Raw genomic sequence first — 24,474 nt, forward strand, 5'->3', positions numbered from 1 at the left:
AACTCTCCAATAAAGAGTTTGAGCTTATGCTCAAATGTTGACTAGCTTATGTTACTTTTTCGTTCTTTGTTAATCCCTATAAGATTAACGTGGACGCTGTTGTTTTGTTTAGTTTTCAAAGATCATTAAATCATTTTGGAGCGGGTGATGGGAATCGAACCCACGACATCAGCTTGGAAGGCTGAGGTTTTACCATTAAACTACACCCGCTAAAAACAAAATCGGGAAGACAGGATTCGAACCTGCGACCCCTTGGTCCCAAACCAAGTGCTCTACCAAGCTGAGCTACTCCCCGTTTAATTTATATGTTGGCGCGCCCGAGAGGACTCGAACCCCTAACCTTTTGATCCGTAGTCAAACGCTCTATCCAATTGAGCTACGGGCGCTAAATTTAGTTGTGATTTTGGTTAGTCGCTCAACGGCGACTTAACTATCATACCAAGTGCAACATTCAATGTCAACACTTTTTTTAAAAAAGTATTTCGATGCGGCCGAGAAGAGTCGAACTTCCACGGGGTTGCCCCCACTAGGCCCTCAACCTAGCGCGTCTGCCATTCCGCCACGACCGCATATATAAGGCTGAAAAAATATGGTGCGGGTGAAGGGACTCGAACCCCCACGTCAATGACACTAGATCCTAAGTCTAGCGCGTCTGCCAATTCCGCCACACCCGCAAGGTGTTAGTACAAATAAAAAGATGGCTGGGCTAGCTGGATTCGAACCAACGCATGTCGCAGTCAAAGTGCGATGCCTTACCGCTTGGCTATAGCCCATCGAATAGATATTTTTTAAAAGAAATAAGTTCCCTCTGGTGGAGGATGACGGGATCGAACCGCCGACCCCCTGCTTGTAAGGCAGGTGCTCTCCCAGCTGAGCTAATCCTCCAGGATAGAAATGGGAAGCAAAACATGCAGTTTTGCATCCCACTTAGTAGTGACCCGTACGGGATTCGAACCCGTGTTACCGCCGTGAAAGGGCGGTGTCTTAACCGCTTGACCAACGGGCCGCATGATTGAATTTTGATGGCGGAGAAGGAGGGATTTGAACCCTCGCGCCGCTTACACGACCTACACCCTTAGCAGGGGCGCCTCTTCAGCCACTTGAGTACTTCCCCGAATATGGCTCCACCAGTAGGATTCGAACCTACGACCCTTCGGTTAACAGCCGAATGCTCTACCGCTGAGCTATGGTGGAACGGTACATGAAATAGTTTTACGAACGTTGCACCCTTAAGTTCGAACGTCCCGATTTCAGAAGGGATATTCGAGATGTGGCTCAATCGGTACGCTGTAGAAGAATCGAAGAAGATTATTCGATCGTGCTCTACCCCTGAGCTATGGTGGAACGGTACAAAAATCATTAACAAATCGCTATTCTTTCAAATAGGCGACTTCCTTTATTTTAATAAGCTTGTCTTAAAATGTCAAGCCTTTTTAAAACGGAAAAAGATATATGATTATAATGTTTTGTGCGCTTCGTAAAATAGCGACTTTAATAAAATAGCACAGATTAATCCTCTCTGTCAATACGGTCTGTGACTTCTTTTAACCTTCCTCTGCATTTCCCGCAACGGTACTTCACTATATTAACTCTTCTTACACGTTTATATACTTGCTTGCATTCTACACATTCATAATAGCGGTAGTTTTTCGGTTTATTGGTTGGGGCTTCTATCGGTGTACAGAAGCGAGGCGCCCCTACCTTTTTCAGGAGAATTCTGAAGTCCTGGTCACGGTGCTTATACCCCATCCCTCTTTGATGAAGGTGGTAGTGGCAAAGTTCATGCTTGATGATGCCGATCAGCTCATCCATTCCTAGGGCATCGTAGTATCGTTTATTGATTTCGATATCGCCTGAAGATGTCAGGTACCTTCCTCCGGTCGTCTTAAGACGCGGATTGAAAGAACCTCTATGGATAAATGGAAGGTTGAAGTATTTTAAGGAGGTTGCTTCAATCAGGGTTTGCAGTTGTTTGTCATCCATGTGTATCTTCCTTTCCTTTGAACCAACACAAGTATACTGCATAAACTACTTATACATAAAGGAAAAGTATTTAAATTTTAGGAGGTAAGCAGCATGCCCTCTTGGTTTAAAAAACAGATGCAACGCGCCTATTTGGAAAAAGACAGATATCAGATTAAGATGCTGAATCAATGTTGGTTTTTTTATCATAAAAAGAACGGATAGAAAAAGAAATGCCGCTCCTTTCAAAGGCGCGGCATTTCTTTTTCATTTAGACCTCTTGTTTTTCAGGGGCAAGCATGGTGAGGGAGACTCTTCCTTTGTTCACCTCTACACCATCCACCCAGACTGTAACGATATCTCCTACAGAGACGACATCGAGCGGATGCTTCACAAAGCGGTTGCTGAGTTTTGAAATGTGGACAAGTCCATCCTGTTTGACTCCTATATCGACAAAAGCGCCGAAGTCCACTACGTTACGGACGGTTCCTTCGAGTTCCATTCCTTTTTTCAGATCTTCAAGCTGCAGGACATCCTGCTTCAATAGAGGGGTCGGCATATTATCTCGCGGATCGCGCTCTGGTCGGATCAGGGAATCTATGATGTCCTGAAGCGTAATGTCACCGATGCTCAGGTCTGCGGATAGCGCTTCGATGTTGACATCCTTCAAAGCCAGCTGCAACTTCTCGGTCCCGATATCCTTTTCAGAGACTCCTAATTGCTTTAAGAGTTTTTTTACATCTGGATAGGTTTCGGGGTGGATGTCTGTTCGATCTAACGGTTGCTTGCCGTCCATGATACGCAGAAAGCCGATACACTGTTCATAGGTTTTGGCTCCAAGTCTTGGAATACCCTTCAATTCTGAACGACTGCTGAACTTCCCTTGCTCGTCCCTCTTTTTAATTATGTTGTTGGCCACCGTTTTAGATAACCCTGCCACATACTGCAAAAGAGAGGATGATGCGGTGTTAACATTTACGCCTACTTGGTTTACTACTGTTTCGACCACAAAGTTAAGGGATTCGGCCAATCGTTTTTGGGCAACATCATGCTGGTACTGCCCTACACCTACTGATTTTGGATCGATTTTCACCAATTCCGCTAATGGGTCCTGGAGACGACGGGCAATGGAAACGGCACTTCTTTCTTCTACTTGAAAGTCTGGGAACTCCTCCCGTGCAAGATCTGAGGCAGAATAGACGCTTGCGCCTGCCTCATTTACGATCAGGTAGGAGATGCTTTTTCCTGATTGCTGGATTACTTCTGCAATCAACTGTTCCGTTTCCCTTGATGCGGTTCCGTTCCCTATCGCTACCACCTCGATGTTATAGTTATGGAGTACATCCATTAGTTTCTGAATCGCTTCTTTCCTTTTATTGACCGGGGCATGCGGATAGATAACTCCTATTGTAAGAACCTTTCCGGTTTCATCCACCGCGGCAAGTTTACACCCAGTACGGTAGGCAGGATCTACACCAAGCACGACTCTGCCTTTCAAAGGTGGCTGAAGCAATAGATTCCGCAGGTTTTCCGAAAAGATATGAATGGCCTGCTCTTCCGCCTTTTCGGTCAGCTCTTTTCTCAGTTCCCGTTCTATAGCAGGTTCGATTAAGCGCTTATAGCTGTCCTCGACCGCTTCTTTGATCAGTGATGCAGCGAGAGAATGTTCTCTTTTTATTACCTGTTTGCTTAAATATGAAAGAACTCTTTCTACAGGCGCCTTAATGGAGATGCGAAGGACGTCCTCTTTTTCCCCGCGGTTTACAGCGAGTATTCTGTGAGGCAGGACTTTATTAATTGGTTCTTCATATTCGTAGTACATCGCAAAGACTTGTTTTTCATCTTTCTCTTCCGACTTAACAACCGAAACGATCTTGCCCTGCTTAAAGGTTAAGTCACGGATGTATTGGCGGTACACCGCTTCATCCGACACCATTTCCGCAACAATATCCTTTGCACCTTCCAACACTTCCTCCACAGTGGATACTTCCTTTTCCTCAGATAGGAACTCCCGTGCTTTATCCTCTAGTGATGGTGCGGAAGGAAAATTCAACAGCCATAATGCATATGGCTCCAATCCTTTTTCTTTTGCAATGGTCGCTTTTGTACGACGCTTTTGTTTGTATGGTCGATAAAGGTCTTCCACCTGTTGAAGCTTCGATGCTTTCATTAAACTGCTGCGAAGTTCTTCTGTCAGTTTGCCTTGTTCGTCGATCAGTCGGATAACCTCTTCTTTTCTATTCTCAAGATTCTGTATGTATTGCCACTTTTCCATGACTGCCCGTATTTGGACTTCATCAAGTGAGCCGGTTTGCTCTTTTCGATATCTGGCGATGAAAGGAACCGTATTCCCTTCTTCTAATAGTGAGATTACTTTTTTTGCTTGTGATTTTGTAACCTCAACGTCTTTGGCTAGTTGATTGAGTAGCTGTTCGTTTTTTTGATTCCATTCCACTATTTTTGCCTCCCTACGTTAAATCCCACTTCCATTTTATCAAAGTTTCAGGGGAAAAAGAAAAGACTAACAACATTTGTCGTTAGTCAAAAGCATAACATTATTGAATTTCACCTGATATGATGGTTACATCGTCCATGCCATCCGTTGTATAGACCGCTGCAATTTCCAGCAGGGAAGTGGCAGATGGAATATCCTTGATGTATTTGCGTACGGAGGGTATATTCAAACCATCCGAATATACAAAGAACTTCATTTTTGATGAAAAAGGAAATCGATGAGTTTTCACATTTTGAGGTTTTCCAGATAAGTAGCCTTTGACTGGAAGAGGATAAATAAGCTTTTCTGACGGAGGGTAAAGGAAAAAGCGGATATTACCTACGCAGCTGTAAACAACCTCTTGTTTGTTGTAGTTTACTTTAAAGACAGATACTGCAGCTCCACGCTTATTTTTCATAGCTTCGTTACAAGCTTTCATTATCTCTGTAACGTCTTCCATTTCATGGGCTTTGGCAGCGGAGATTACCGCTTGCGAAGCATCATGCGCAAATTCCCCACTACCTAAGCCATCAGCTACGACACATATAAAGTAATCATCCGTAGCGTTCACATAGTAGCTATCACCACAAAAGTACATTCCGTTTTTGGGATTCTGATAGGCATTCACGTTCACTTTTTCATGTTGAAACTGTTCAATCATGAAAAGATCTCCGTACTAGAGTTATCCGCTAAAAATGCTTGTTTCAATTTTGTTAAAGCTTTTCTTTGCAGTCTTGATACATGCATCTGTGAAATACCCAGCTTCTCACCGGTTTCCTTCTGGCTCATATTATGAAAGAAGGTGCACTCAATGATCTGCTTTTCTCTTTCGGAGAGTACATGGAATATTTTTTGCAGAAGCATCTGTTGATCCACCTGTTCAAAACCACTGTCTTTGTTACCGACAATATCAAGAATCGTGACGGTGCTTCCATCAGAATCAGCTTCTATCGCGTTATCGACGGAAAGTGCTTGATAATTCTGGCTCATCTCCATCGCTTCCAATACTTCTTCCTCTGTAACCTCTAGATAATCGGCAATTTCATACACTTTTGGCGAACGCTGAAGCTCATTCGTCAGCTCTTCTACTGCCGATTTTATTTTCGGACCAATCTCTTTGATTCTGCGAGGAACATGGACACTCCACGTTTTGTCTCTTAGGAATCGTTTGATTTCTCCGATAATAGTTGGAACAGCGAATGCCTCAAAGCTTCTTCCAAAGCTTGGGTCAAAACGCTTCATGGCACCCAGCAATCCAATCATCCCCACTTGGGAAAGATCTTCATGAAAGGATTTGCCTCTCGAATACTTACGAGCGATGGATTCAACAAGTGCAGTATAATGCTCGACTAATTGCAACTGCGATACTTCACAGTTTTCCTGTTGGTACCGCTCCAATAGCATATTAACATCCAATTTATTGGACGGAGATTGTTTCTGCATCCCTTTCCACCTGCTCTCCTTGTACATACTTTGTCATGAAGACTGTAACGCCCTGGTTACTGTGTACTTTCACATCATCCATCAGCGTCTGGATTAAGAATAATCCTAATCCTCCCTCATTCAAAGTTTCTACGGGTTGTGATTCGCTATAAGGTCCAAGCTCCTCTCTGACTTTTTCGAAGTCAAAGCTCTTCCCATTATCCGCTACCACAAGTTCCAGACGGTCCTTGTAAATTCCAAAACCTAATCTGATATTCCCTTCTTCGTCCTGCTTATATGCATGCTCCACAGCGTTGGTACACGCTTCACTGAGAGCAATCTTGATATCTTCGATTTCATCGTAGGAAAATCCCATACGATTAGCTATTCCAGATAAAGTAAGACGGATAACTCCGACATATTCAGCCTTAGCCGGAAAAGCCATTTCTATATAATCATAAGCCCGGTTCATTGTTCCCCCACCTTTAGTGAACTTATTTAATTTCCATTATTCCTGCTAAACCAGTAATGTCAAACAGCCTTTTCAGACGATCGGACAGTCCGATCAGACGGAAGACTCCATTGTTTGCTTTTACTGTTTTAAAAAATCCGACAAACATCCCTAAACCTGTACTGTCCATATAATTAACATTCGATAAGTCAAAAACGATTTCACCACTGAAGCCCTCGAGCATCGGGGCAACCTTTTCCTTCACCTTTGGAGCGGTGTAGGCATCGATTTCTCCTTCTAATACAACGATCGTTTGGTTTAAATCTTCTTTTATTTGAATTTCCATATTCATTTACATCGTCACCTCAAACATGAATTAGAATTCCATTTTTGGTCATCCCAATACTAAATACCCGATTAATAGATATCTAAACATTTCTTTTTAAAATTATCAATGTGAAGTCATCTCTCAATTGGAAATCCTGTATCTTTTCTAGGTCTCGAAAAACCAGCTCCACGATTGCTTGAGGAGGCAGGTGAATATAGGACCTGATCAGATCAATGATTTTATCAACCTCGATAAAGCCTTCTTCCGTGCGGCATTCCGTTACGCCATCGCTGAAGAGGATGACTAAATCATTTATCCCTATCTGCTTTTCATACTGTTCATAGGTGGCATGGCGATCTATTCCAAGCACCAGCCCCTTGGCATCAAGCTCAAAAAAACTGTCTGCAATAGAGTCATAGTATAACGGTGGTTCATGACCGGCAGACGCAAAGGAAAATAGATGTTTTGTCAGGTCATACATGCCATAGAACATCGTAATGAACATACTGGCATCCACATTCTGCTCTACTACTCTATTTAAATTGCCGAGCACATAACTTGGTGCAACCCTGGTATCAGGCAAGCTGTCCATTGCATACTTGATCATCGACATACACATGGCAGCGGGAATGCCCTTTCCGATTACATCGGCTATCGCCACACTGAACGAGTCATTTTCATTATGCACAAAGTGGTAATAGTCTCCACTCATCATTTTCGCGGGTACACTGATAGCTCCAATTTCGACAGCATCCGTCTGCGGGATCTTTGTTTCCAGCAAGGTCTGTTGAACATTGACAGCTATCTCGATTTCCGTCTGTATCTCCTGTTGGCGATGACGGAGGCTCTGGTGCTCACGGTACGCTATCCCGTAGCCGATCATCACTTCGAGCAGCACATCGAGGGAGTGCAGAATATCGTCCGGTATATCAGGGGACAGATCTTGCAGCATCGCCTTATGCACACTGATTATCTCTTCAGGGGAAACCTTTTCCGCCAAAAGCTTACGGCTGAACTCCTGCCCCTTGTATAAAGCTTCCTCGGATTGCCTGTTTAGATAGGCTGATAATATCTCTTTATATTGCGATTCTATCTCCTCAAAATTCACGGGTTATCCCCCCTTAACGAACCCACTTTACTGCATTGATTGTTGTTCCTTGACCGGATTCAGAGTCAATCGAAAAGGAATCCATCAGACGCTTTACCCCTGGCAAACCCGCTCCAAGTCCCCCTGACGTCGAAAAACCGTCTTCCATCACTTGCCTTATATCGGCAATTCCGGGACCATCATCCGTCGCGATGACTCTAAGGCCCATCTTTCCGTATTCATTCATTTCTTCGATACATATTTGACCTGTGCCTGCATACAAATAAATATTCCGCGCCAATTCGGATATAGCTGTGGTGATTCTAGCCTGGTCCACAGTACCGAAGCCTAGATCCTTGGCAACATTCCTACCCATTTGTCTGGCAGCTACAATGTCCCACTCATTCCTTATTTTCACACAGGATTGGACAGTCATCATTTACTCCCCCAATTCCTGTTGTAATTTCTCCAGACCTTTTTCTAAATCCAATGCTGTGAAAACTTCGTCAAGCTGAATTCCGAGTTCAACTAATGTAATGGCAACAGCCGGTTGAATTCCTGTTAAAACAACTTGCGCACCCATAAGTTTTGACATGCTGATTACATCACCAAGCACTTTCGCAATGAATGAGTCGATCATATCGACAGAAGTCAGGTCGATCACTACTCCATTTGCGCCGGTTTCATGTATTCGATTTAGTAGATCTTCTTGAAATTGCAATGCCGTTTGATCATCCAGTTCCCATTGGATAGAAATAAGAAGACAGTTATGAAGTTTTAATATTGGAATTCTCACTCTGGATCCCCCGCAGTCACAATTTTCCTATTAGTTATTTCCAATGCCGTTTCAATACCTTTTTTCAACGAGTTCTTCGTAATGATCTGATCTAAGTTGATTCCTAGATTTACAATGGTTTGCGCGATTTCCGGTCTGATTCCAACCAGCAGGCATTTCGCTCCAACCAAGCGCACCGCTTCTGCGGCCTGGATGATATGATGCGCAACCATGGTATCAACTACAGGAACCCCCGTGATATCAATCAATACAACTTCAGCACGATGCTTTACGACACCTTGAAGCAGGTTTTCCATGATTTGTCTTGCACGTTCCGTATCAATCGTTCCAACAAGAGGCATGACCGAGATTTTATCGAATACCGGGATCAATGGAGCAGCTAGCTCCTGAAGCGCAATCTTCTGCATGGAAACGGTATGCTCCCATGTTCCTGTATATGTTTTGACGATTTCGTTATAGACAGGACGCAGCCATTGATCGAAATCATACATGATAGAGATTTTAACCGAATCACTCGCTTCTTCCGTCATCCCCTCAAACACGATTTTACCGAACAGGGATAAGCCTTCCGTCACATATACAAGCGGCCAACCGAAACGTACAATCTTCTCCGCAAAATCCGTCAATTTAACGGAAAGGTTGTCCGTATTCTGACTGATATTATTTAAGAGTAAATTGATATACTCACGGCTTGTACTGAGGTAGACCTTTTCCGAAATGGCTTTCAGTTCCTTCTTGTCCCCAATTTCATCCATACCTTCGATCCACTGGTTAAAAATTGATTCTCGGTTCTTTTCGATATAACTGATTATCTCTCGATTCATTATCCCGGCTCCTTTTTATGGTGAATAATATATAAATTCGACAATAATATAAAAATTCCGCTACCTACACTATAAATTTTTCTTATTTTACCTGTCAAATATCTTCAATGGGAAACTATCCATAATTGTGGTTTATTTGCCTAAATTTGGTGGTATCAAATAGGGACAGGAAATAGGATTTTCCTGGACACAAATTAAAAAAGCTACTCACTCGTTGTGGTGAATAGCTTTCATAATAGGAACGGATACAAAATATTTAGAAGTCAATAAGTCCCAAACTTATTTGTAGCGCCTCGTCTACTTTGTCCATCATTTCCTCATCTAGATGAGTAATTTTGTCAGTCAGTCTTTGTTTATCAATGGTTCTAATCTGTTCGAGCAAGATAACCGAGTCACGTTCAAAACCATAACGCTTTGCATCGATCTCTACATGTGTAGGAAGTTTGGCTTTCTGAATTTGAGCAGTAATTGCAGCTACAATAACGGTCGGGCTAAAGCGATTACCTATATCATTTTGGATGACAAGTACTGGTCGAACGCCTCCTTGCTCAGACCCGACTACCGGGGATAAATCAGCAAAATAAACGTCACCGCGTTTGACAATCAAATGATTACCCCCCGCTAACTAAGCGTTCAACCGTATGCTCCGCCTCATATTCTGCAAGAAAAGCTTCAGATGCAATGTTTAAATTAATCTTAGACATTTCCATGTAGCCACGTCTCATGGACTCGCGAATTTGACGCTTTTTACGCTCGCGAAGGTACATCTTTGTCGCTTGATAAATTAATTCGTTTCGATTGCCGTTTTCTTGTTTTACCAAACCATCTAGCTCCGATACTAAGTTTTGAGGTAATCGAATTAAGATTTCAGTTGTTGCGCTGGATTCAGACACAGCATACACCTCCAAGAACTACAGACACATATAATTAATACTATTCCATATTCCATAATACCATCAATGCCGGAAATTGCAAAGTCAATTTCCTGAATTCCTACCTATTATCGCATCAAAAAGCCTTTTTTATACAAATGCTACGCTTTTATCCCATTATTGGTTTGTCTTGCAAATAGTTTCTCACTTCCATTATACTCCTATTTCTCAGAAACATGCGCGGCACCCGATAGCTGACCATGCAAGGAATCTCATAGTTGATGGTGTCCAGCTTCTCTGCCACATCGTCTGAGCTTATTGTCAGCCCTTCTTGATTTCCAATTAATGTAACAACCGTTCCTACCGGCAGTTGATATGGAAGCTTTATCATAAATTGATCCATGCAGATTCTTCCAACAATCGGAGCATATTGGCCATCAACCAGTACATTCATCCCCTGCAGCTTTCTGGTCCATCCATCGGCATACCCGACAGGCACCGTTCCGATCCATTCTTCTTCCTTTGTAGTGTAGGTCGCCCCGTAGCTTACACTTTCACCCAAAGACAACTTTTTCACATGCACCAATTTTGTATGAAGCGAAAACGCTTCTTTTAAAGGAAATGGCAAGGTCGGCACCATTTCAGGGGACGGAGTGAGTCCGTACATCGCAATCCCCACCCGTACTGCATTAAAAATACGTTTGGGAAACCTAAGAGTAGCCGCACTGTTCCCGCAGTGAATAAAGGGAACCGATTGCAATTCCTCGACCTCGTGGATCAGTTCGCCAAAACGCTCGAACTGTTTCTCCACATAGGTAGAATGGATTTCATCCGCAGTAGCAAAGTGGGTGTAGACCCCCTCCAATTGAAAGTTATCCATGCTCTTGATCAGAGAGACAATCTCCGCGACTTCCTCTTTGGATCTCGCTCCTATCCTGCCCATTCCAGTATCCAGCTTTAAATGCAAGTTGATGCTAGCATCCCCAAGTCTGACCCCGCTCGCTTCTTCCAGCCATTCCCTCTGAAAAACAGTCAGTGTGATATTCTCCTTGGCAGCAAGCTCCAAATCGCTTACCCTTGATGCACCCAAAACGAGGATGGGAGCCTTCACCCCCTGCTGTCTGAGCGACATCGCTTCGTCGAGGAATGACACCGCCAAATACTTCGCCCCTGCCTCAAGTGCCACATTTGCCACCTGCACATCACCGTGACCGTAAGCATTGGCCTTCACAACAGCAATGACCGACACATCATCCGTCACATGCTCCTGAACCGCCTTCACATTCTCATAGATACAATCCAAATCAACCTCAACCCAAGTGTCCCGATGAAAGCTCGACATAGCCTTGCACTTCCTTTACCAACAATTCTTATCCCTTAATAATACCACATACACAAGGTTTGGTGACATGTCCCTCGTCCAAGGGACATGTCACCTGTACCCACCGCACAAAAAAATACAGGCCCTTAATAGGACCTGCTCGTTTAATATTCCGGCTTACTTTACCGCCGCACCCTGCACAGAGCGTGCAACCATCAACAATTCTTCCTGCGATAAATCCTGGGAAGCCAATGTAAAATCCATACCCTGGTAGTTCCAAGTCAGGCTGTTTTCTGTCAGCGCCCCTACCGTAAAGCCAAGATCTACTGGCTCTCCACTTACAAAGGAAGATGTACTGACTTCGGAATAACGTGCTTTTTCCTGAACCAGTGTAAACGTTTTGTCCCCGGAAAAGGTTGTTACCACACGTTTGCCGTCATCCGTCGCGATTTCCTTTTGCTCTTTGACTTCCGAACCTGCAGGAACATCTGACGGCATCAGCACATTGAATGGAGCATTTTCTTCATTCACCTGACCTGATGTCGGCAGCCCAACCTGAGCACCAGCCATGTTCTTTTTCACATCGAATGCATCCTCATCGAAGCTTGCGTCGAATTTGAAGTCGGAGAACTCGACAAGCACCAACGGCTTTTTATCCGGATCCATCACTTTCACGCTGACCGGAGTCATATTACTTTTATTTATTGTAATTTCCTGTGTCGGCAATAGCTTGTTATTTTGATAGTTTGTTTTCGTTACGAACACATAATGCTCTTCCGTTGCAGTGAACGTTGCCTCCGGGTCGCTTTTGATATCGTTCACCAGCGATTCAAAAAGGTATGCCTGGCTGCTGTTTTGCGGCCACTCGCTATGAAAACGGAAGCTTTTATTCAGCGCTGGAGTAAGGACGAATACCCCTTCATCATTGCGAAGAATTATCTGGCTTTGATCCTTTTGGGCATTTTTCAGGTTCACACGGTAATAGCCAGGCTTTTTGTGACCGATCTGCACTTCATACACCTGTGGCTCTGCGCCAGTTTGCAGTGTCATTTTCGCATTGGATTCGTAGCTTTTCATCTCTTCTACTTTTTTACCTAATGCTGCCGTGACATCTTCTTTCGATTTTGTGCCGCACCCGGCAAGAACAAGGATACTCACAATTCCCACCATTAACAAAAGCCATGCTTTTCTCAAATTTTTCATCCCCTTTGCCTTAATTACATGTTTACCTTAGAGAAAAAGTGAGATTGCAGAGATAACGGAAATGCCATCTCTTACTTGTACACCTTGTCTCCTTTCTGAACTATGTATATGAGGCAAGCATAGGGAATATGCAGACTAGCTTTCCAAGCTTTCAATAATTACTTGGGCAACCGCATATTGCTCGCTATGAGAAATGGATAAATGGACATTACTAGATAATGGTCTTGTAAAAAAGGGTTTTCCCTTTTCCGTGGTGGTGATATTCATATCCTGAAAACTCAGATCCTTCCCGATCCCGGTACCATAGGCTTTTGAAAATGCTTCTTTCGCGGAGAATCTGCCTGCCAGGAATTCTACTTTTCTTTTATCGCCCAATGCTTGAAATTGCGTCTTTTCTTCATTAGTAAGGACTCTATCCACAAACCCGGGCTGACGGTTCATCAATTTCTCTATCCGTCCGAGTTCCACAATGTCGATACCCGTGCCAATAATCATACAATGACCTCCCTTTTACATATAGTTAATTATATATGACAAGTTCCTTAAAAGACTTTTTCTATCAGGAATGGTACTCTAAATCTAGAAGGAGTGAAAAACATGTTTGTCCGGACTGAAAACTTTCGTACTTTCACAAAATTATATCCTATTATTACCACAATTGTGACCATACATCTAGTACTATGGCTAACTGTCCAATTTTCTAAATATTTCCTTTTTCTGACAGTAGGCTCCAATCTTTTGGTCTTTGAAGGGGAGTACTGGAGACTGATCACCCCCATTTTCCTACACGAATCCATCACACATCTGCTTTTTAACTCCCTTTCCCTCGTTCTCTTCGGCCCGGGTCTGGAGAGGATGCTTGGAAAAGGAAAGTTCATCTCCATGTATCTGCTTGGAGGAATAGCCGCCAACGTGGCAACTCTCTTGCTGGCACCAGTCAACTATTCACATCTTGGGGCATCCGGGGCAATATTCGCCTTATTCGGCATCTATTTCTATATGGTTTTCTTCCGTCCCGACATGCTGAACACAGCGAATTCCCAAATCGTGCTGATTATACTGGCCATTTCACTTGTCATGACATTCTTCACGGGCAACGTTAATATCTACGCCCACCTTTTCGGGTTCCTGGCTGGAACGATCCTGGCACCCATCTTTCTCGGCAAAGGAACATACACCCGCTCGTTAAGCCAGATCTTCCCGAATATAGGGCACTCTCCTTCCCGCAGGAGCAAGGGTCAATCGATTTTCTGGATTGTGCTGATCGCGTTGGTCGCCTTGGGGGTATTTTCCAGATTCATGTAAAAAAGCAAGGATACAGAGGGCGTTCCTCCTATCCTTGCTTTTTTTCATACGTATACCAATCAAAGATCTTCACGCTGTCCTCTCTCTCCACATCCACCACTCGAAAGCTCTTGGAGGAGACACTGCTTTTGATGGAAGCATAGATTGTCTGTAAATGTCGCCTCTTTTGGAATTCCGATTCCTTCCACTCAAAGGCCTGGACCCGCTTTTTATGGACCAGCACGATATTCTTATTTAATAACCGATAGGACAACTGCAGCTGCGAACCTCTGATATTCCATCCTCCTGCCCTGTATTGGGCATAGCCCAACGCTCCAGCAAGCCCTACAAGGATGAATGCAAAGAGTCCATAAGGCTGGAAAAAATAGGCCACAACAGAAGATACGAGTAATGCTGGAATGATCAGGCGTATCAGATAGCGGGGCAACGACCGCCTAGGCAGTGGCTGAATGTGGTTCTGCATGTTATATTCCGGAGTGAATTCCCGCAGCAGTCCACCCACTTCTTTTACATCAACCAAAGGAAACAGGATGGTCGAAAAATCCGATTCTTTTCCACCTGCTCCACCAGCACTTTCCACATAAACGGTTGCAAGCCCGAACGGCTGCCTCAAAAGATTTTGCGAAATGCGAATTGCCTGGATCCTTCCGAGCGGGATGGTCAGCTGCCTCTTTTCGATGATGCCTCTTGAAATCAACAGCTCGTCCCCTTGTTTGATTACATTGAAATTCCCGTATTTAATCATGGTCATCGCTATTGAAATCAACCACGACAATAAAAGAACGAAAAATACAACCGAAGCGATAAAGTACACACTCGTCTGCAATACCAGATCAAAACGATCTACTACATCCTCATAAGGGATAAACTGATCGATCTGGGAAACAAACGCAACGACCGCAGATAAAACAACGCCAATTCCGCCAGAGGTGGTCCCGACCAAAAACAAAGCTTTCCAAGCTATTGTGTACGTGGGCTTAGAAATCTCCGTCTCTTCCACCCGAAGAGCTCCCAGATCTCCATCCATCACTTCCACTTGCCCATCCAGCTCGCTGATGGTCGGCCCTTTTTTGAGTAAAACACCACGGAGAAGCTCGGCTTCATCCTTCGTTACTGCTGAGAGTACCGCTTCGGCCTCCGTACCGCCACCCGCCGTCTCCACCTGCACTTTCACCAATCCGAAAATTCGTTGAATGATGCCCTCCGAGGTATCAATCGTCTGAATCCTCTCCTGGGGGATAAAGCGGCGCTGCCGTACAAAGACTCCATTTTCAATACGCAGTTCCCCACCTTCGACCCAATAGTAAAAGCGATACCATTCGGCAACCCCAAATCCTGTTGTCGCTGCAAATACCACCACAAGGCCTGCACCAGTCAGCAGAAGCCCTAAGGTATCCCCATCTTTCACCCCAATGAAAATAAGGAACAAAAAAGGCAACACAATGCCTTTCATTCGCTTGAATACGCTAACTGCAATTACCGCAGGGTGCATTCTTCTTTTTTCAGACATCATCTTCTGTCACCCGCGCAAGCCTCGAAATATAATCCCTTAACCTATCGGCCTGTTCCTCATCCAAAGCTGGTATCTCATGAATGGTCGCAGCAGTCGATATCGTAACGGTTGACAAATGGTACCTCTGTAAAATTGGTCCTTGCTTTGTATCAACATGCTGTACACGCACCATCGGGACAAGGGTTCTTCTTTTAATGAAAATACCCCGTTGGATATCTATTTCATGTTCATGGACTTCATATCTCCAACGCTTCCACTGCAAGGAAGGAAAAATAAAAATGGACACTATCAGAAAAAGCACCAGTATCCCGGAAGCTGTCGCGATAAGCCACCATGGCGTGTCGAAAAACTGCTGAATAAACCAAAAGCCCGCAAATAGCGCTATATAAAATAAACCATTGAGCACAGCCGCTATCCGCCATACGGACAGGGCCTTCCTATTGATTCTTTGACTAGGTTCAGGCCTCATCATGCCCCCACCTTCCCTAACTCTCTCTAACTTCTTCTTTCCCCAGTATACTATTTATAGAAAGAATATGGAAAATTTAATGAATGATAAACGAACCTCCATCCAGTCTTTCAGTTTCAGGATAATCCTTCAGATCTTCCATCAGGCGGAACAATGCCTCATCCTTTTTCTTTGCCTCAATCATGCAATGGATCTCCTCCACACTCCCCTTGATTTTTGATAAAAATTCCATAAACATCTTCGGATCTATATAGTCTGCATGTGCCCTGAAATTTTTCTCATCCCTCGGACTCGAGATATGCATCTTCACAGGCAGCGGCGAGTATTCCCACGTTCCTACCACCCTTTCCCACTCTTCTTCCCACTCTTCCTTTTCAAAATGAGCCAGGTGATGATGATAATCGAACACAAGCGGGACATTAAGCTTTTCACAGACGTACAAAGCATCCCTCAGATGGAATGTGGTATCGTCATTTTCCAGTATCAGCATTTCCTGCAGAGCCTGCGGGACAAGCGCCCAGTTATGTATAAATTGCTCGAGCGCAAGCTCACGGTCCTCGTAACCTCCACCGATATGTAAAACACAGCGGTGTTCAGTCGGCACCCTCATTCCTTTAAGGATTGAACGATGCATACTCAGCGTCTTGATGGTCTGGTTCAGGATATCTTTGTTTTTCGAGTTCAGCAGCACAAAATGGTCCGGATGAAAATCCACCCGCATCGGATGCTCCTCGATGTAATCCCCTATTTCATTTAATATCCCCTTCAACGGTCGCATGAACTTCCAGTCACTCAGCTCTTCATGATTCGCCAAAGGAATAAGCTTCGAGCTGAAACGAAAAAACTTTATATCATTCGCTACATTATGCCTCAATAAACGCAAACAGTTCTCCAAATTCGTGACCGAAATGCGCTCCAGCTTATCAATCGCCGCTTCCCGGTCCTTCAGCTTGCTGAACTGCGCAAACGTCATCGTCTTAGACGGAGATGCATTCTGCAACTGCATACTCATCGCCACATATCCCAATCTTACAAGCGTCATCACCTTCACTCCTTCTTTATTCCTCAGTTTCGGTTTGAAGTTAGCATGCCCAATTTTCGGGGACAGGTCCATTGTCTCTTTTGCAGCACATGCCAGGTGTTTACGCCTGGAACAAGAAACCTGTCCCCAAACCAAAAAAAAGCAGAAGAGGCAAGCCTCTTCTGCTTTGTATCATCTATTATACGCGTTCCTTACGGGAAGAGCGTTTGAATCCTTGACGTTTTGCGCTTGCGTCTCTGGAACCAGATCCGCCGCTTGGACGTTTGGACCAGTTTCCTTTACTGCCGCCTTGGCCGCCGCCACGGTTACGGTCTCCACCGCTGCGGTTGCGATCTCCACCGCCACGGTTGCCGCCACGGTCTCTTCTGGAGTGCATAGGCGCTTCTTCAGTTAAGCGGATTGGCGTTTCATCCGGCTCTTTCGTGAACAATTTAAGAGCTGCAGATACTAATGTGATTGCATCATGCTCTTCTAATAATTGCTCTGCTGCATTACGGTAGAAACCAAGGTTTGATGCTTCAACCGCTTGCGTCAATTTTTCCATGGACATCTTTTGTTGGCCTTCCAACGCTTCATCCAGAGTTGGAGCCTTCATTTTATCCATTTTGCGTTTTGTTACTTTTTCTACATGGTGCAGGTAGCTAACTTCACGCGGGCTTACGAAAGTGATCGCCAACCCGCTCTTACCAGCACGACCTGTACGTCCAATACGGTGAACATAGCTTTCAGGGTCCTGTGGAATGTCAAAGTTATATACGTGTGTTACACCTGAGATATCAAGTCCACGAGCAGCTACGTCTGTTGCAACAAGTACATCGATGGAACCTTCTTTGAACTTGCGTAGAACACTCATACGCTTCGCTTGAGAAAGGTCACCATGGATTCCTTCTGCAGAGTATCCACGCACATTCAACGCATCGGATAGCTCATCAACACGGCGTTTTGTACGACCGAAGATGATTGCAAGCTCTGGAGATTGAATGTCAAGAAGACGAGTCAACGTATCGAACTTTTTCTTTTCCGGAACTTCCACATAGTATTGTTGGATGTTGGAAACTGTTACTTCCTTCGTCTTTACCTTTACGCTTACAGGCTCAGTCATGAAACGCTCAGCGATAGCACGGATTGGTGCCGGCATTGTTGCAGAGAAAAGTAATGTTTGCTTTTTCTCTGGAGTTTCAGCTAGGATCTTTTCGATATCCTCGATGAATCCCATGTTCAACATTTCGTCCGCTTCATCAAGAACAACTGTGTTCACATTTTGAAGACGAAGAGTCTTACGGTTGATATGGTCAAGTAAACGACCCGGCGTACCAACCACGATGTGAGGGTTCTTTTTCAATGAACGAATCTGTCTTGAGATGTCCTGGCCACCAAATACAGAAAGTACACGAACACGTTTATGGTATGCAGCTTTGTAAATTTCCTCAGCTACTTGAATTGCTAGCTCACGTGTTGGGGCGATAACGATCCCTTGGATGGATTCATTTTTCACATCTACATTTTCTAGTAATGGTAAACCGAACGCGATAGTCTTCCCTGTTCCCGTTTGCGCTTGACCGATTACGTCTTTACCTTCTAATGCAACAGGAATTGTCTCCGATTGGATAGGGGTAGCTTCTTCAAACCCCATTCTGTTGATTGACTGCATAATATCATCTGATAAACCTAAATCTTTAAAAAACGCCAAATTATTCCTACTCCTTTATCTATACAAATTAATAAATTAGGCAAACGTCAGACGCTGCCTAATTCCTTATAAGTAGACATTATTAAACACATTAACTGTAATCATAACACTTCAGCTAATAAATAGCAATAATCGTTAATGCCAACTTATAGGAGAAAACCATTTCTTCCTCTTGTTCTTTTTCCATAAGAACACCGTACCATTTTCAAGCCATCTTACTTTAGATGACCTTATCACTCTTATTAAGCATAAGGCCCTTTCTTTGCTTTCACAAGCTTTTACACCATTTTCCCTAAACGGGCAGCTCTTGTTTTTTCCTTTATTGCGCTTTCAATCCACTGGATACACGCGTTTTTTTGTGAAGCTGTTAGTTAGGAAATACGTTTACTTCTATTTTTTTCATTTACATCGGTTTGTATTCCCAACGCCCTTAATCTTTTAGCTCCCTATTTAGTTTTACCCCTTATATAGAGCCAGAAACATAAAGCGATAAATTATTTGCGAGATCATCAGCTAAAATTAGTACTCCACACAATTATTGCAGTCCCTGAACCACTTCTTCCAAACGCATTCCGCGAGAGCCTTTCACGATTACCACATCATGAGGCTGCAACATTTTCAACAGATCCCCTATCAGAACCTTCTTATCGGTGTAGGACTTCACTTTTTCTGAACCCAGGACGGCCATAGCCCCTTCAGCTATGCTTTTACCTAGGATTCCATAGGTAAGGACAAAATCAATCTCTTTGTCCTGTACGTACTTGCCCACTTCCTCGTGGAAGAGAATTTCCTGGTCGCCAAGCTCCAGCATATCGCCAAGAACAGCAATTTTCTTTGTGTATCCTGTGAGACTTCCCAAAAGATCTATCGCGGCTTTCATCGAGGTTGGACTCGCATTATATGCATCATTTATTACGGTCCATCCGCCACTTGTTTCCACCACTTCATTACGCATGGCAGTCAGAGAGACTTTTTCTAACCCTTTTTTCCTATTTTCTTCATTCACCCCAAAAATTTCACCGACCACAATCGAAGCTAGGGCATTTGTCACGTTATGGGCACCTAAAACAGGAATCATGTAAGCAGTTTCTTCTATTATAAATTGCGTTCCATTCCCTTTATGCACGATATCCTTTGCAACATAATCATTCTCGTCATTTAAACCGAAAGTAATCACATCACAATCGAAATCAGACACTTTATTTGTAAGTAGCGGCTCATCTCCATTGATAATCAGTTTTCCTCCTACTTTGAGTCCTGCTGCAATCTCCAATTTCGCCTCTGCAATCCCTTCTCTGGAACCCAGTTCCTGCATATGGGATTCCCCGATGTTGGTAATGATCGCTGCATCAGGCTTGGCTATATGGGAAAGAAGCTCGATTTCCCCTCTGCCGCTCATCCCCATTTCAAGGACCGCTACTTCCGTGTCTTCTTGCATAGAAAGGATGGTGAGAGGTAGGCCAATATGATTATTATAGTTACCAGCTGTCTTATGTACGTTGAAAGTGGTTTGAAGTAGGGAAGTCACCATATCCTTTGTAGTTGTCTTCCCATTGCTTCCTGTTATCCCCACAACCTTCATCCCGATCTGGTCGCGGTAACTGCTTGCCAGGTGCTGCAGGGCTTCTATCGTATCCTCGACAAAAATCAAGTTCACATCTGTCGGAGGCTCCGGCTGATCCTTTTGCCATAGTGAAGCGACCGCACCTTTTTCCACAATCGCCTGTTGGACGAATTGGTGGCCGTTAAAGTTTTCTCCAATAATCGGGATATATAATTTGCCGCTCATGTCCTCCCGGGTATCCTTGGAAACGCCTTCCACCATGATCTCCCTATATTCAGAAGCTATCTCTTCACCTTTTGCCATCTCTTGTATTTGTTTCAGGGTTCTTTTTATCATAATTGGTCCACTCTCCTGATTTTTATTGCATAGAGAAGGGGCTGACTTGGCCGTTTTAATTTTTAAAACCCCGATGTCATCCCCTATCTGTCTACTTAGAATGTGTGTTTGATTTTCTGTTTATCCGCATGTCTTTCCTGTGCGTACTGTACAAGCTTCTTGATCAGTTCCGGATAAGGAACATCCGTGTGCTGCCATAAAAGAGGGAACATGCTGAACGGTGTAAACCCAGGCATCGTATTCACTTCATTGATGTACAGCTTTCCTTCCTTTGTTAAGAAGAAATCTGCACGGACCAATCCGGATCCATCAATCGCCTTGAATGCGGTAATCGCCATTTCCTTCACTTGCTCATAGATCTCATCGCTAATTTCAGCAGGGATGATCATTGCCGTATCCCCGTCCTCATATTTGGCCTTATAATCGTAGAATTCTGTTTTAGGGGCAATTTCACCCACTACGGAGCACTCAGGCTCGTCGTTTCCGAGAACGCCGATTTCTATTTCACGCGCACCTTCAAGTCCTTGCTCCACAATGATTTTACGGTCATAGTCGAAGGCTTCACGGAATGCTTTTGCCAATTCTTCACGGTTCTTCGCCTTGCTTATCCCAACACTGGAACCCAGGTTGGCCGGCTTTACGAAGCAAGGGAATCCAAGCTCTTTTTCCACCTTCTCATAAGTGGAGTCCGCAGCACTATCCCATTCAGAGCGAAGGAAGTGAACATAACCTACTTGAGGAAGTCCTGCTTGGTCGAATAGGTTTTTCATGATGACTTTATCCATACCGGCAGAAGAAGCCAATACGCCATTACCCACGTATGGAAGGTTGAGCAGTTCGAGCATTCCTTGAACAGTTCCATCTTCCCCATTGGGTCCGTGCAACAACGGGAATACAACCGTCTGCTGTTCTTCTGTCTGTTCGGATGAAGGCAATGCCAAAGGTGCAATCGTTGTTCCGCCGTCCTCCAATTTAAGCTGCTGAACACTTTCCGCTGGTCCGGATAGAAGACTGCCACTGCGCCATTCACCTTGTTCGGTTATGTATAACGGATAAACGTCGAATTTTTCTGTATCCAATGCTTTTGTCACTGCCAAAGCAGTCTGTAGAGAAACTTGGTGTTCTGCTGATTTCCCACCATATAGTAAATGCAATTTCGTTTTCATGTTGCTCCCCCTCGCGCGAGTCGTCGGTATATTTTTAGGCTGGTTAAACACCGCTGTTGATTTCAGCACTAGGCTGCGCTTTCCGCGGGGCGTTTGTGGAGCCTCCTCGGCTTTCGCCTGTGGGGTCTCCACTAAACGCAACACCCGCCGGAGTCTTCGCCTATCGCTCCAATCAACAGCTAGATAACTTAGATATCAATACTATTCTTTAACACCGCAGCCTATTTTCGAAAAAAGATTTTTTCTTAATTAGTTGTTCCTATTATATCACTTACAAATAAGAATTCGAAACTGGATCTATCATTTAAGTACGTCAATCCTCAAAAATCTTTTCTTAATATATGAATGTCATTCCACTAGCATGTTAAGTACAAACCTAATTACTATAATATAATTCGACAAGTTGCTTACCCGGGAAATAAATTTGTTGGAATTGGTCGGTTTTTTGTGTTTTACATTGAAGAAAGAGCGCGGGTTTTGCGCTCTTTCTGTGGGATGTTGCGTTCATATTGACCACCGCTGTTGATTTCCGCACTAGGCTACGCTTTCCGCGGGGCGGTTCTTGAGCCTCCTCGGGCTTTGCCCTGTGGGGTCTCAAGCCTACCGCTGCCTCCCGCAGGAGTCTTCGCCTATTGCTCCAATCAACAGCTAGCATACATAAAATAATACTTTCACCTAACATAGACTTGTTTTAAAAATCCATTACCAAGTTATTTCCTCAGCGGTTATTTTCTTAGGAGAAACTGCATAAAGGTGATCATTTATATACAACACTCTTTGTATGGTGCTTTCCCAGTCTTCGTATGGGGTTCCTTGGTCTTGATGTGTCATTTTTGTGTGGAGGGTGAAGCCTTTTTCAGGGTCGATTCCGTACACTAGGGCACCTTCGAATTCGAAGCGGTAATCGTGCTTTTCTTTTTCTCGGTACATGACAATCGGAAAGGCGAATATGTCTTTTTCCTTGTTGAATAAAAGCGCCTTATGATCATAGTTTAATGGTGAATAGGTCGCTTGCCCGCCAATCACTTCCGTATGCATCTCGATGGGGTTTGCCGGGTCCCTTACATCAAACAGCGAGATTTTCACACCGTCCGTAACGACCCTTGTGCCAAATTGATCTTTTTCTATTTTCGTGTTGTGGCCAAATCCGATCAGATGGTTTTCATCATACGGGTGGAGATAGTTTGAGAAACCTGGAATCTTCAGTTCTCCCAGTACTTTTGGTGCATTAGGATCGCTGAGGTCAAAAACGAATAACGGGTCAACCTCTTTAAATGTGACGACATATGCCTTCTCCCCCATAAAACGGACTGAATAGATCCGTTCCCCTCTTGCCAGGTCCTCGACACTGCTGATTACCTTCATGTCTCCATCCATGATGAATAAGTTGTTGCGTGAAGGCGAGGTTTCATCCCAGGCCTGCCCATCTGTTGCAGCGACTCGGAAGTATCCATTGTACTCATCCATGGAAAACTGATTGAGCAGGTAGCCCGGGATGCTTCCGCTGCTCGCGTACTGTACATCCAATCCATTTACGGAAAATTTATAGATGTCTGTATTTACATCAGCAGGCATCATCCGGCCACTCTGATTGTAGGTTGGAACGGCGACATAGAGATTTTCCTTGGACATGTATATTTGCTGCCCGCTCCCGATATAGGAAAGGACAGTTGCATCCTGATCCGGCTTGGTCATGTCAAAAGCGGCAATGGTCATGAAATTATCCTCTGAGGACTCCGGAAAGTAGTGAATGTCGGAATAGGCGATGCGCTCCATGTCTTCGGATTCTCCCTCCCCTGCTGTATCGGAAAGTCTAGGGCGGAGATCGATTTCCGGATCTTCTTCAAGCATCCAGTAGTTTGGATACTGATTCACGATTACATAGACTTTCTCTTCAATCTTTCTACTTGAAACGTAGCTTCCTTCGAGGGTAAGCGTTTTTTGGACTTTCGGATTTGCCACATCCGTAATATCATAGACAATCACTCTCGTCGCGTCATACATCGGCATGATAAGGTCCCGCGCTCCCTCTTTGGAATGGGGCTCGAAAGTTTCTTTCCAATAGTGGCCGAGAATTACCAATTGGTTGCCGTCCAAGAACATCTGATAGGGCGAAAAGTCCTGATAGTTTATTTCTGTGATTGTTTCTATCGATTCGACCGGAGTTGCTTTTGTTATTTTCAGCTTTCCGTCAATAGCCTGGTAAATGTATTCGCCATCCGTTTTGACGATATCCGCTTCATCCACGCCCTCTACCTGAACATTGGTATCGGAATGGCCGGAGGATGAGCTGTCCCCTTCCGATTTGCTGCTGTCGGCGGAGCGCTCGGCTTCTGCACCTCCAACAGAGGATTCCTCCGCAGCATCATCTGCATTGAAACCAAACCCCTTTTCCATTTTCTCTATTCTATCTTGGAAAATCTTGTTCAACTCTCTTTTGGAACTGATCGTAGGAAGTCCTTTTTCCTTATCCCAGTTGCTCTTGTTCACTGAACCAGTTACGGAAGTTGGATCATATTTATAGTAAATGAAACCGAACAATGCAGCCATCGCTACGATGATGAGGAAAAAATAAAGTGCCCTTTTTTGCATGGTAATAAAACCCTCCTTTTTTGGTTAGACGAGAGGG

General features: G+C 44.2%; 24 protein-coding genes, 10 tRNA genes and 1 pseudogene. 2 read left to right on the forward strand and 33 right to left on the reverse strand.

From position 1 onward, the window contains the following. Positions 1–136 precede the first annotated feature (136 nt). The 11 genes from ACQCT5_RS19330 to ACQCT5_RS19380 form a co-directional block, all read right to left on the reverse strand. Positions 137–210, reverse strand: a tRNA-Gly gene (locus tag ACQCT5_RS19330). A gap of 11 nt (positions 211–221) precedes the next feature. Beyond that, positions 222–295, reverse strand: a tRNA-Pro gene (locus ACQCT5_RS19335). 14 nt (positions 296–309) lie between these two features. After that, positions 310–386, reverse strand: a tRNA-Arg gene (locus ACQCT5_RS19340). 100 nt (positions 387–486) lie between these two features. Further along, positions 487–569: transfer RNA gene (locus tag ACQCT5_RS19345), tRNA-Leu, on the reverse strand. Between the two features lie 21 nt (positions 570–590). Then, positions 591–674 (reverse strand) — tRNA-Leu (locus ACQCT5_RS19350). 24 nt (positions 675–698) lie between these two features. Further along, positions 699–773 (reverse strand) — tRNA-Gln (locus tag ACQCT5_RS19355). Between the two features lie 36 nt (positions 774–809). Next, a tRNA-Val gene (locus tag ACQCT5_RS19360) sits at positions 810–885 on the reverse strand. A 49-nt stretch (positions 886–934) separates the two neighbouring features. After that, a tRNA-Glu gene (locus ACQCT5_RS19365) sits at positions 935–1,006 on the reverse strand. Positions 1,007–1,023: 17 nt separating this feature from the next. Beyond that, positions 1,024–1,114, reverse strand: a tRNA-Ser gene (locus ACQCT5_RS19370). Positions 1,115–1,119: 5 nt separating this feature from the next. Next, positions 1,120–1,194: transfer RNA gene (locus ACQCT5_RS19375), tRNA-Asn, on the reverse strand. Positions 1,195–1,509: 315 nt separating this feature from the next. Next, positions 1,510–1,983: a SprT family protein gene (locus ACQCT5_RS19380; RefSeq protein ID WP_499644309.1), complete on the reverse strand. Its 474-nt coding sequence runs from the start codon at positions 1,981–1,983 to the stop codon at positions 1,510–1,512. A 93-nt stretch (positions 1,984–2,076) separates the two neighbouring features. Between ACQCT5_RS19380 and cmpA the strand changes: the two genes are divergently transcribed. Further along, a complete protein-coding gene (gene cmpA / locus ACQCT5_RS19385; protein ID WP_204418464.1) occupies positions 2,077–2,187 on the forward strand; it encodes a cortex morphogenetic protein CmpA in 111 nt (36 codons plus the stop codon). A gap of 46 nt (positions 2,188–2,233) precedes the next feature. Here cmpA and ACQCT5_RS19390 read toward each other — a convergent pair whose 3' ends face one another. The 14 genes from ACQCT5_RS19390 to acpS form a co-directional block, all read right to left on the reverse strand. After that, positions 2,234–4,417, reverse strand: coding sequence for a Tex family protein (locus ACQCT5_RS19390; protein WP_499644311.1), 2,184 nt, complete (start codon positions 4,415–4,417; stop codon positions 2,234–2,236). A gap of 100 nt (positions 4,418–4,517) precedes the next feature. Further along, positions 4,518–5,117 carry a PP2C family serine/threonine-protein phosphatase gene (locus ACQCT5_RS19395; RefSeq protein WP_499644313.1) on the reverse strand — a complete coding sequence of 200 codons (600 nt, stop codon included), beginning with the start codon at positions 5,115–5,117 and terminating at the stop codon, positions 4,518–4,520. Further along, positions 5,114–5,899, reverse strand: a complete 786-nt coding sequence (sigB, locus tag ACQCT5_RS19400) for an RNA polymerase sigma factor SigB (RefSeq protein ID WP_499644316.1) — start codon at positions 5,897–5,899, stop codon at positions 5,114–5,116. The genes ACQCT5_RS19395 and sigB overlap by 4 nt, the downstream gene beginning before the upstream one ends. After that, positions 5,874–6,350 carry an anti-sigma B factor RsbW gene (gene rsbW, locus ACQCT5_RS19405; RefSeq protein ID WP_499644318.1) on the reverse strand — a complete coding sequence of 159 codons (477 nt, stop codon included), beginning with the start codon at positions 6,348–6,350 and terminating at the stop codon, positions 5,874–5,876. The genes sigB and rsbW overlap by 26 nt, the downstream gene beginning before the upstream one ends. A gap of 22 nt (positions 6,351–6,372) precedes the next feature. Next, the gene (locus tag ACQCT5_RS19410) at positions 6,373–6,681 is read right to left on the reverse strand and encodes an STAS domain-containing protein (protein ID WP_204418459.1); all 309 of its coding nucleotides are present in this window, start codon (positions 6,679–6,681) and stop codon (positions 6,373–6,375) included. 76 nt (positions 6,682–6,757) lie between these two features. Next, entirely contained in the window at positions 6,758–7,765 is a 1,008-nt protein-coding gene (locus ACQCT5_RS19415; RefSeq protein WP_499644320.1) for a PP2C family protein-serine/threonine phosphatase, read from the reverse strand. A 13-nt stretch (positions 7,766–7,778) separates the two neighbouring features. Next, entirely contained in the window at positions 7,779–8,180 is a 402-nt protein-coding gene (locus ACQCT5_RS19420) for an anti-sigma regulatory factor (protein WP_224841144.1), read from the reverse strand. A 3-nt stretch (positions 8,181–8,183) separates the two neighbouring features. Then, positions 8,184–8,540: an STAS domain-containing protein gene (locus ACQCT5_RS19425; protein ID WP_010195165.1), complete on the reverse strand. Its 357-nt coding sequence runs from the start codon at positions 8,538–8,540 to the stop codon at positions 8,184–8,186. Further along, entirely contained in the window at positions 8,537–9,364 is an 828-nt protein-coding gene (gene rsbRA, locus ACQCT5_RS19430; RefSeq protein WP_499644323.1) for an RsbT co-antagonist protein RsbRA, read from the reverse strand. Before rsbRA ends, ACQCT5_RS19425 begins: the two co-directional genes overlap by 4 nt. A gap of 256 nt (positions 9,365–9,620) precedes the next feature. Continuing rightward, positions 9,621–9,971 (reverse strand): type II toxin-antitoxin system endoribonuclease NdoA, encoded by a 351-nt coding sequence (ndoA, locus tag ACQCT5_RS19435; RefSeq protein ID WP_010195163.1) that lies wholly within the window; start codon positions 9,969–9,971, stop codon positions 9,621–9,623. Positions 9,972–9,975: 4 nt separating this feature from the next. Next, positions 9,976–10,257 (reverse strand): CopG family ribbon-helix-helix protein, encoded by a 282-nt coding sequence (locus ACQCT5_RS19440; RefSeq protein ID WP_078382395.1) that lies wholly within the window; start codon positions 10,255–10,257, stop codon positions 9,976–9,978. 148 nt (positions 10,258–10,405) lie between these two features. Next, a complete protein-coding gene (gene alr / locus ACQCT5_RS19445) occupies positions 10,406–11,578 on the reverse strand; it encodes an alanine racemase (protein WP_499644327.1) in 1,173 nt (390 codons plus the stop codon). 156 nt (positions 11,579–11,734) lie between these two features. Continuing rightward, positions 11,735–12,751: a LolA family protein gene (locus tag ACQCT5_RS19450; RefSeq protein WP_499644329.1), complete on the reverse strand. Its 1,017-nt coding sequence runs from the start codon at positions 12,749–12,751 to the stop codon at positions 11,735–11,737. A gap of 144 nt (positions 12,752–12,895) precedes the next feature. Then, the gene (gene acpS / locus ACQCT5_RS19455) at positions 12,896–13,255 is read right to left on the reverse strand and encodes a holo-ACP synthase (protein ID WP_499644331.1); all 360 of its coding nucleotides are present in this window, start codon (positions 13,253–13,255) and stop codon (positions 12,896–12,898) included. A 102-nt stretch (positions 13,256–13,357) separates the two neighbouring features. Here acpS and ACQCT5_RS19460 point away from each other — a divergent pair, with 102 nt between their 5' ends. Then, on the forward strand, positions 13,358–14,065 hold the full coding sequence (locus ACQCT5_RS19460) for a rhomboid family intramembrane serine protease (RefSeq protein ID WP_499644333.1): 708 nt from the start codon (positions 13,358–13,360) through the stop codon (positions 14,063–14,065). A gap of 28 nt (positions 14,066–14,093) precedes the next feature. Here the strand turns inward: ACQCT5_RS19460 and ACQCT5_RS19465 are convergent, their stop codons facing one another. From ACQCT5_RS19465 to ACQCT5_RS19500, 8 genes and pseudogenes are all read right to left on the reverse strand, one after another. Continuing rightward, the gene (locus tag ACQCT5_RS19465) at positions 14,094–15,578 is read right to left on the reverse strand and encodes a PH domain-containing protein (RefSeq protein ID WP_499644336.1); all 1,485 of its coding nucleotides are present in this window, start codon (positions 15,576–15,578) and stop codon (positions 14,094–14,096) included. After that, entirely contained in the window at positions 15,568–16,047 is a 480-nt protein-coding gene (locus tag ACQCT5_RS19470) for a PH domain-containing protein (RefSeq protein WP_499644497.1), read from the reverse strand. Before ACQCT5_RS19470 ends, ACQCT5_RS19465 begins: the two co-directional genes overlap by 11 nt. Positions 16,048–16,123: 76 nt before the next feature. Further along, the gene (gene uvsE / locus ACQCT5_RS19475) at positions 16,124–17,089 is read right to left on the reverse strand and encodes a UV DNA damage repair endonuclease UvsE (protein WP_499644338.1); all 966 of its coding nucleotides are present in this window, start codon (positions 17,087–17,089) and stop codon (positions 16,124–16,126) included. Between the two features lie 178 nt (positions 17,090–17,267). Then, positions 17,268–18,779 carry a degradosome RNA helicase CshA gene (gene cshA, locus ACQCT5_RS19480; protein ID WP_499644340.1) on the reverse strand — a complete coding sequence of 504 codons (1,512 nt, stop codon included), beginning with the start codon at positions 18,777–18,779 and terminating at the stop codon, positions 17,268–17,270. 278 nt (positions 18,780–19,057) lie between these two features. Further along, a pseudogene (locus ACQCT5_RS19485) lies at positions 19,058–19,138 on the reverse strand (YdeI/OmpD-associated family protein); the annotation flags it as partial. A gap of 176 nt (positions 19,139–19,314) precedes the next feature. Further along, positions 19,315–20,679 carry a UDP-N-acetylmuramoyl-tripeptide--D-alanyl-D-alanine ligase gene (locus tag ACQCT5_RS19490; RefSeq protein WP_499644342.1) on the reverse strand — a complete coding sequence of 455 codons (1,365 nt, stop codon included), beginning with the start codon at positions 20,677–20,679 and terminating at the stop codon, positions 19,315–19,317. A gap of 95 nt (positions 20,680–20,774) precedes the next feature. After that, a complete protein-coding gene (locus ACQCT5_RS19495; protein WP_499644344.1) occupies positions 20,775–21,845 on the reverse strand; it encodes a D-alanine--D-alanine ligase in 1,071 nt (356 codons plus the stop codon). A gap of 702 nt (positions 21,846–22,547) precedes the next feature. Beyond that, positions 22,548–24,437, reverse strand: a complete 1,890-nt coding sequence (locus ACQCT5_RS19500; RefSeq protein WP_499644346.1) for a beta-propeller domain-containing protein — start codon at positions 24,435–24,437, stop codon at positions 22,548–22,550. Between the last annotated feature and the right edge of the window lie 37 nt (positions 24,438–24,474).

This window comes from Sutcliffiella halmapala (assembly GCF_050107295.1).
Taxonomy (GTDB): domain Bacteria; phylum Bacillota; class Bacilli; order Bacillales; family Bacillaceae_I; genus Sutcliffiella_A; species Sutcliffiella_A halmapala_A.

Excerpts from the sequence above, each read along its gene's own strand:
- acpS (WP_499644331.1), bottom strand. The coding sequence starts at position 13,255 with ATGATTATTGGCACGGGTATCGACATTGTGGAACTCGGACGGATAGAG.
- uvsE (WP_499644338.1), bottom strand. The coding sequence starts at position 17,089 with ATGACGCTTGTAAGATTGGGATATGTGGCGATGAGTATGCAGTTGCAG.
- ACQCT5_RS19380 (WP_499644309.1), bottom strand. The coding sequence starts at position 1,983 with ATGGATGACAAACAACTGCAAACCCTGATTGAAGCAACCTCCTTAAAA.
- alr (WP_499644327.1), bottom strand. The coding sequence starts at position 11,578 with ATGTCGAGCTTTCATCGGGACACTTGGGTTGAGGTTGATTTGGATTGT.
- ACQCT5_RS19395 (WP_499644313.1), bottom strand. The coding sequence starts at position 5,117 with ATGATTGAACAGTTTCAACATGAAAAAGTGAACGTGAATGCCTATCAG.
- ACQCT5_RS19465 (WP_499644336.1), bottom strand. The coding sequence starts at position 15,578 with ATGATGTCTGAAAAAAGAAGAATGCACCCTGCGGTAATTGCAGTTAGC.
- ACQCT5_RS19410 (WP_204418459.1), bottom strand. The coding sequence starts at position 6,681 with ATGAATATGGAAATTCAAATAAAAGAAGATTTAAACCAAACGATCGTT.
- rsbW (WP_499644318.1), bottom strand. The coding sequence starts at position 6,350 with ATGAACCGGGCTTATGATTATATAGAAATGGCTTTTCCGGCTAAGGCT.
- cmpA (WP_204418464.1), top strand. The coding sequence starts at position 2,077 with ATGCCCTCTTGGTTTAAAAAACAGATGCAACGCGCCTATTTGGAAAAA.
- ACQCT5_RS19495 (WP_499644344.1), bottom strand. The coding sequence starts at position 21,845 with ATGAAAACGAAATTGCATTTACTATATGGTGGGAAATCAGCAGAACAC.
- ACQCT5_RS19460 (WP_499644333.1), top strand. The coding sequence starts at position 13,358 with ATGTTTGTCCGGACTGAAAACTTTCGTACTTTCACAAAATTATATCCT.
- ACQCT5_RS19470 (WP_499644497.1), bottom strand. The coding sequence starts at position 16,047 with ATGAGGCCTGAACCTAGTCAAAGAATCAATAGGAAGGCCCTGTCCGTA.
- sigB (WP_499644316.1), bottom strand. The coding sequence starts at position 5,899 with ATGCAGAAACAATCTCCGTCCAATAAATTGGATGTTAATATGCTATTG.
- ACQCT5_RS19500 (WP_499644346.1), bottom strand. The coding sequence starts at position 24,437 with ATGCAAAAAAGGGCACTTTATTTTTTCCTCATCATCGTAGCGATGGCT.
- ACQCT5_RS19490 (WP_499644342.1), bottom strand. The coding sequence starts at position 20,679 with ATGATAAAAAGAACCCTGAAACAAATACAAGAGATGGCAAAAGGTGAA.
- ACQCT5_RS19420 (WP_224841144.1), bottom strand. The coding sequence starts at position 8,180 with ATGACTGTCCAATCCTGTGTGAAAATAAGGAATGAGTGGGACATTGTA.
- rsbRA (WP_499644323.1), bottom strand. The coding sequence starts at position 9,364 with ATGAATCGAGAGATAATCAGTTATATCGAAAAGAACCGAGAATCAATT.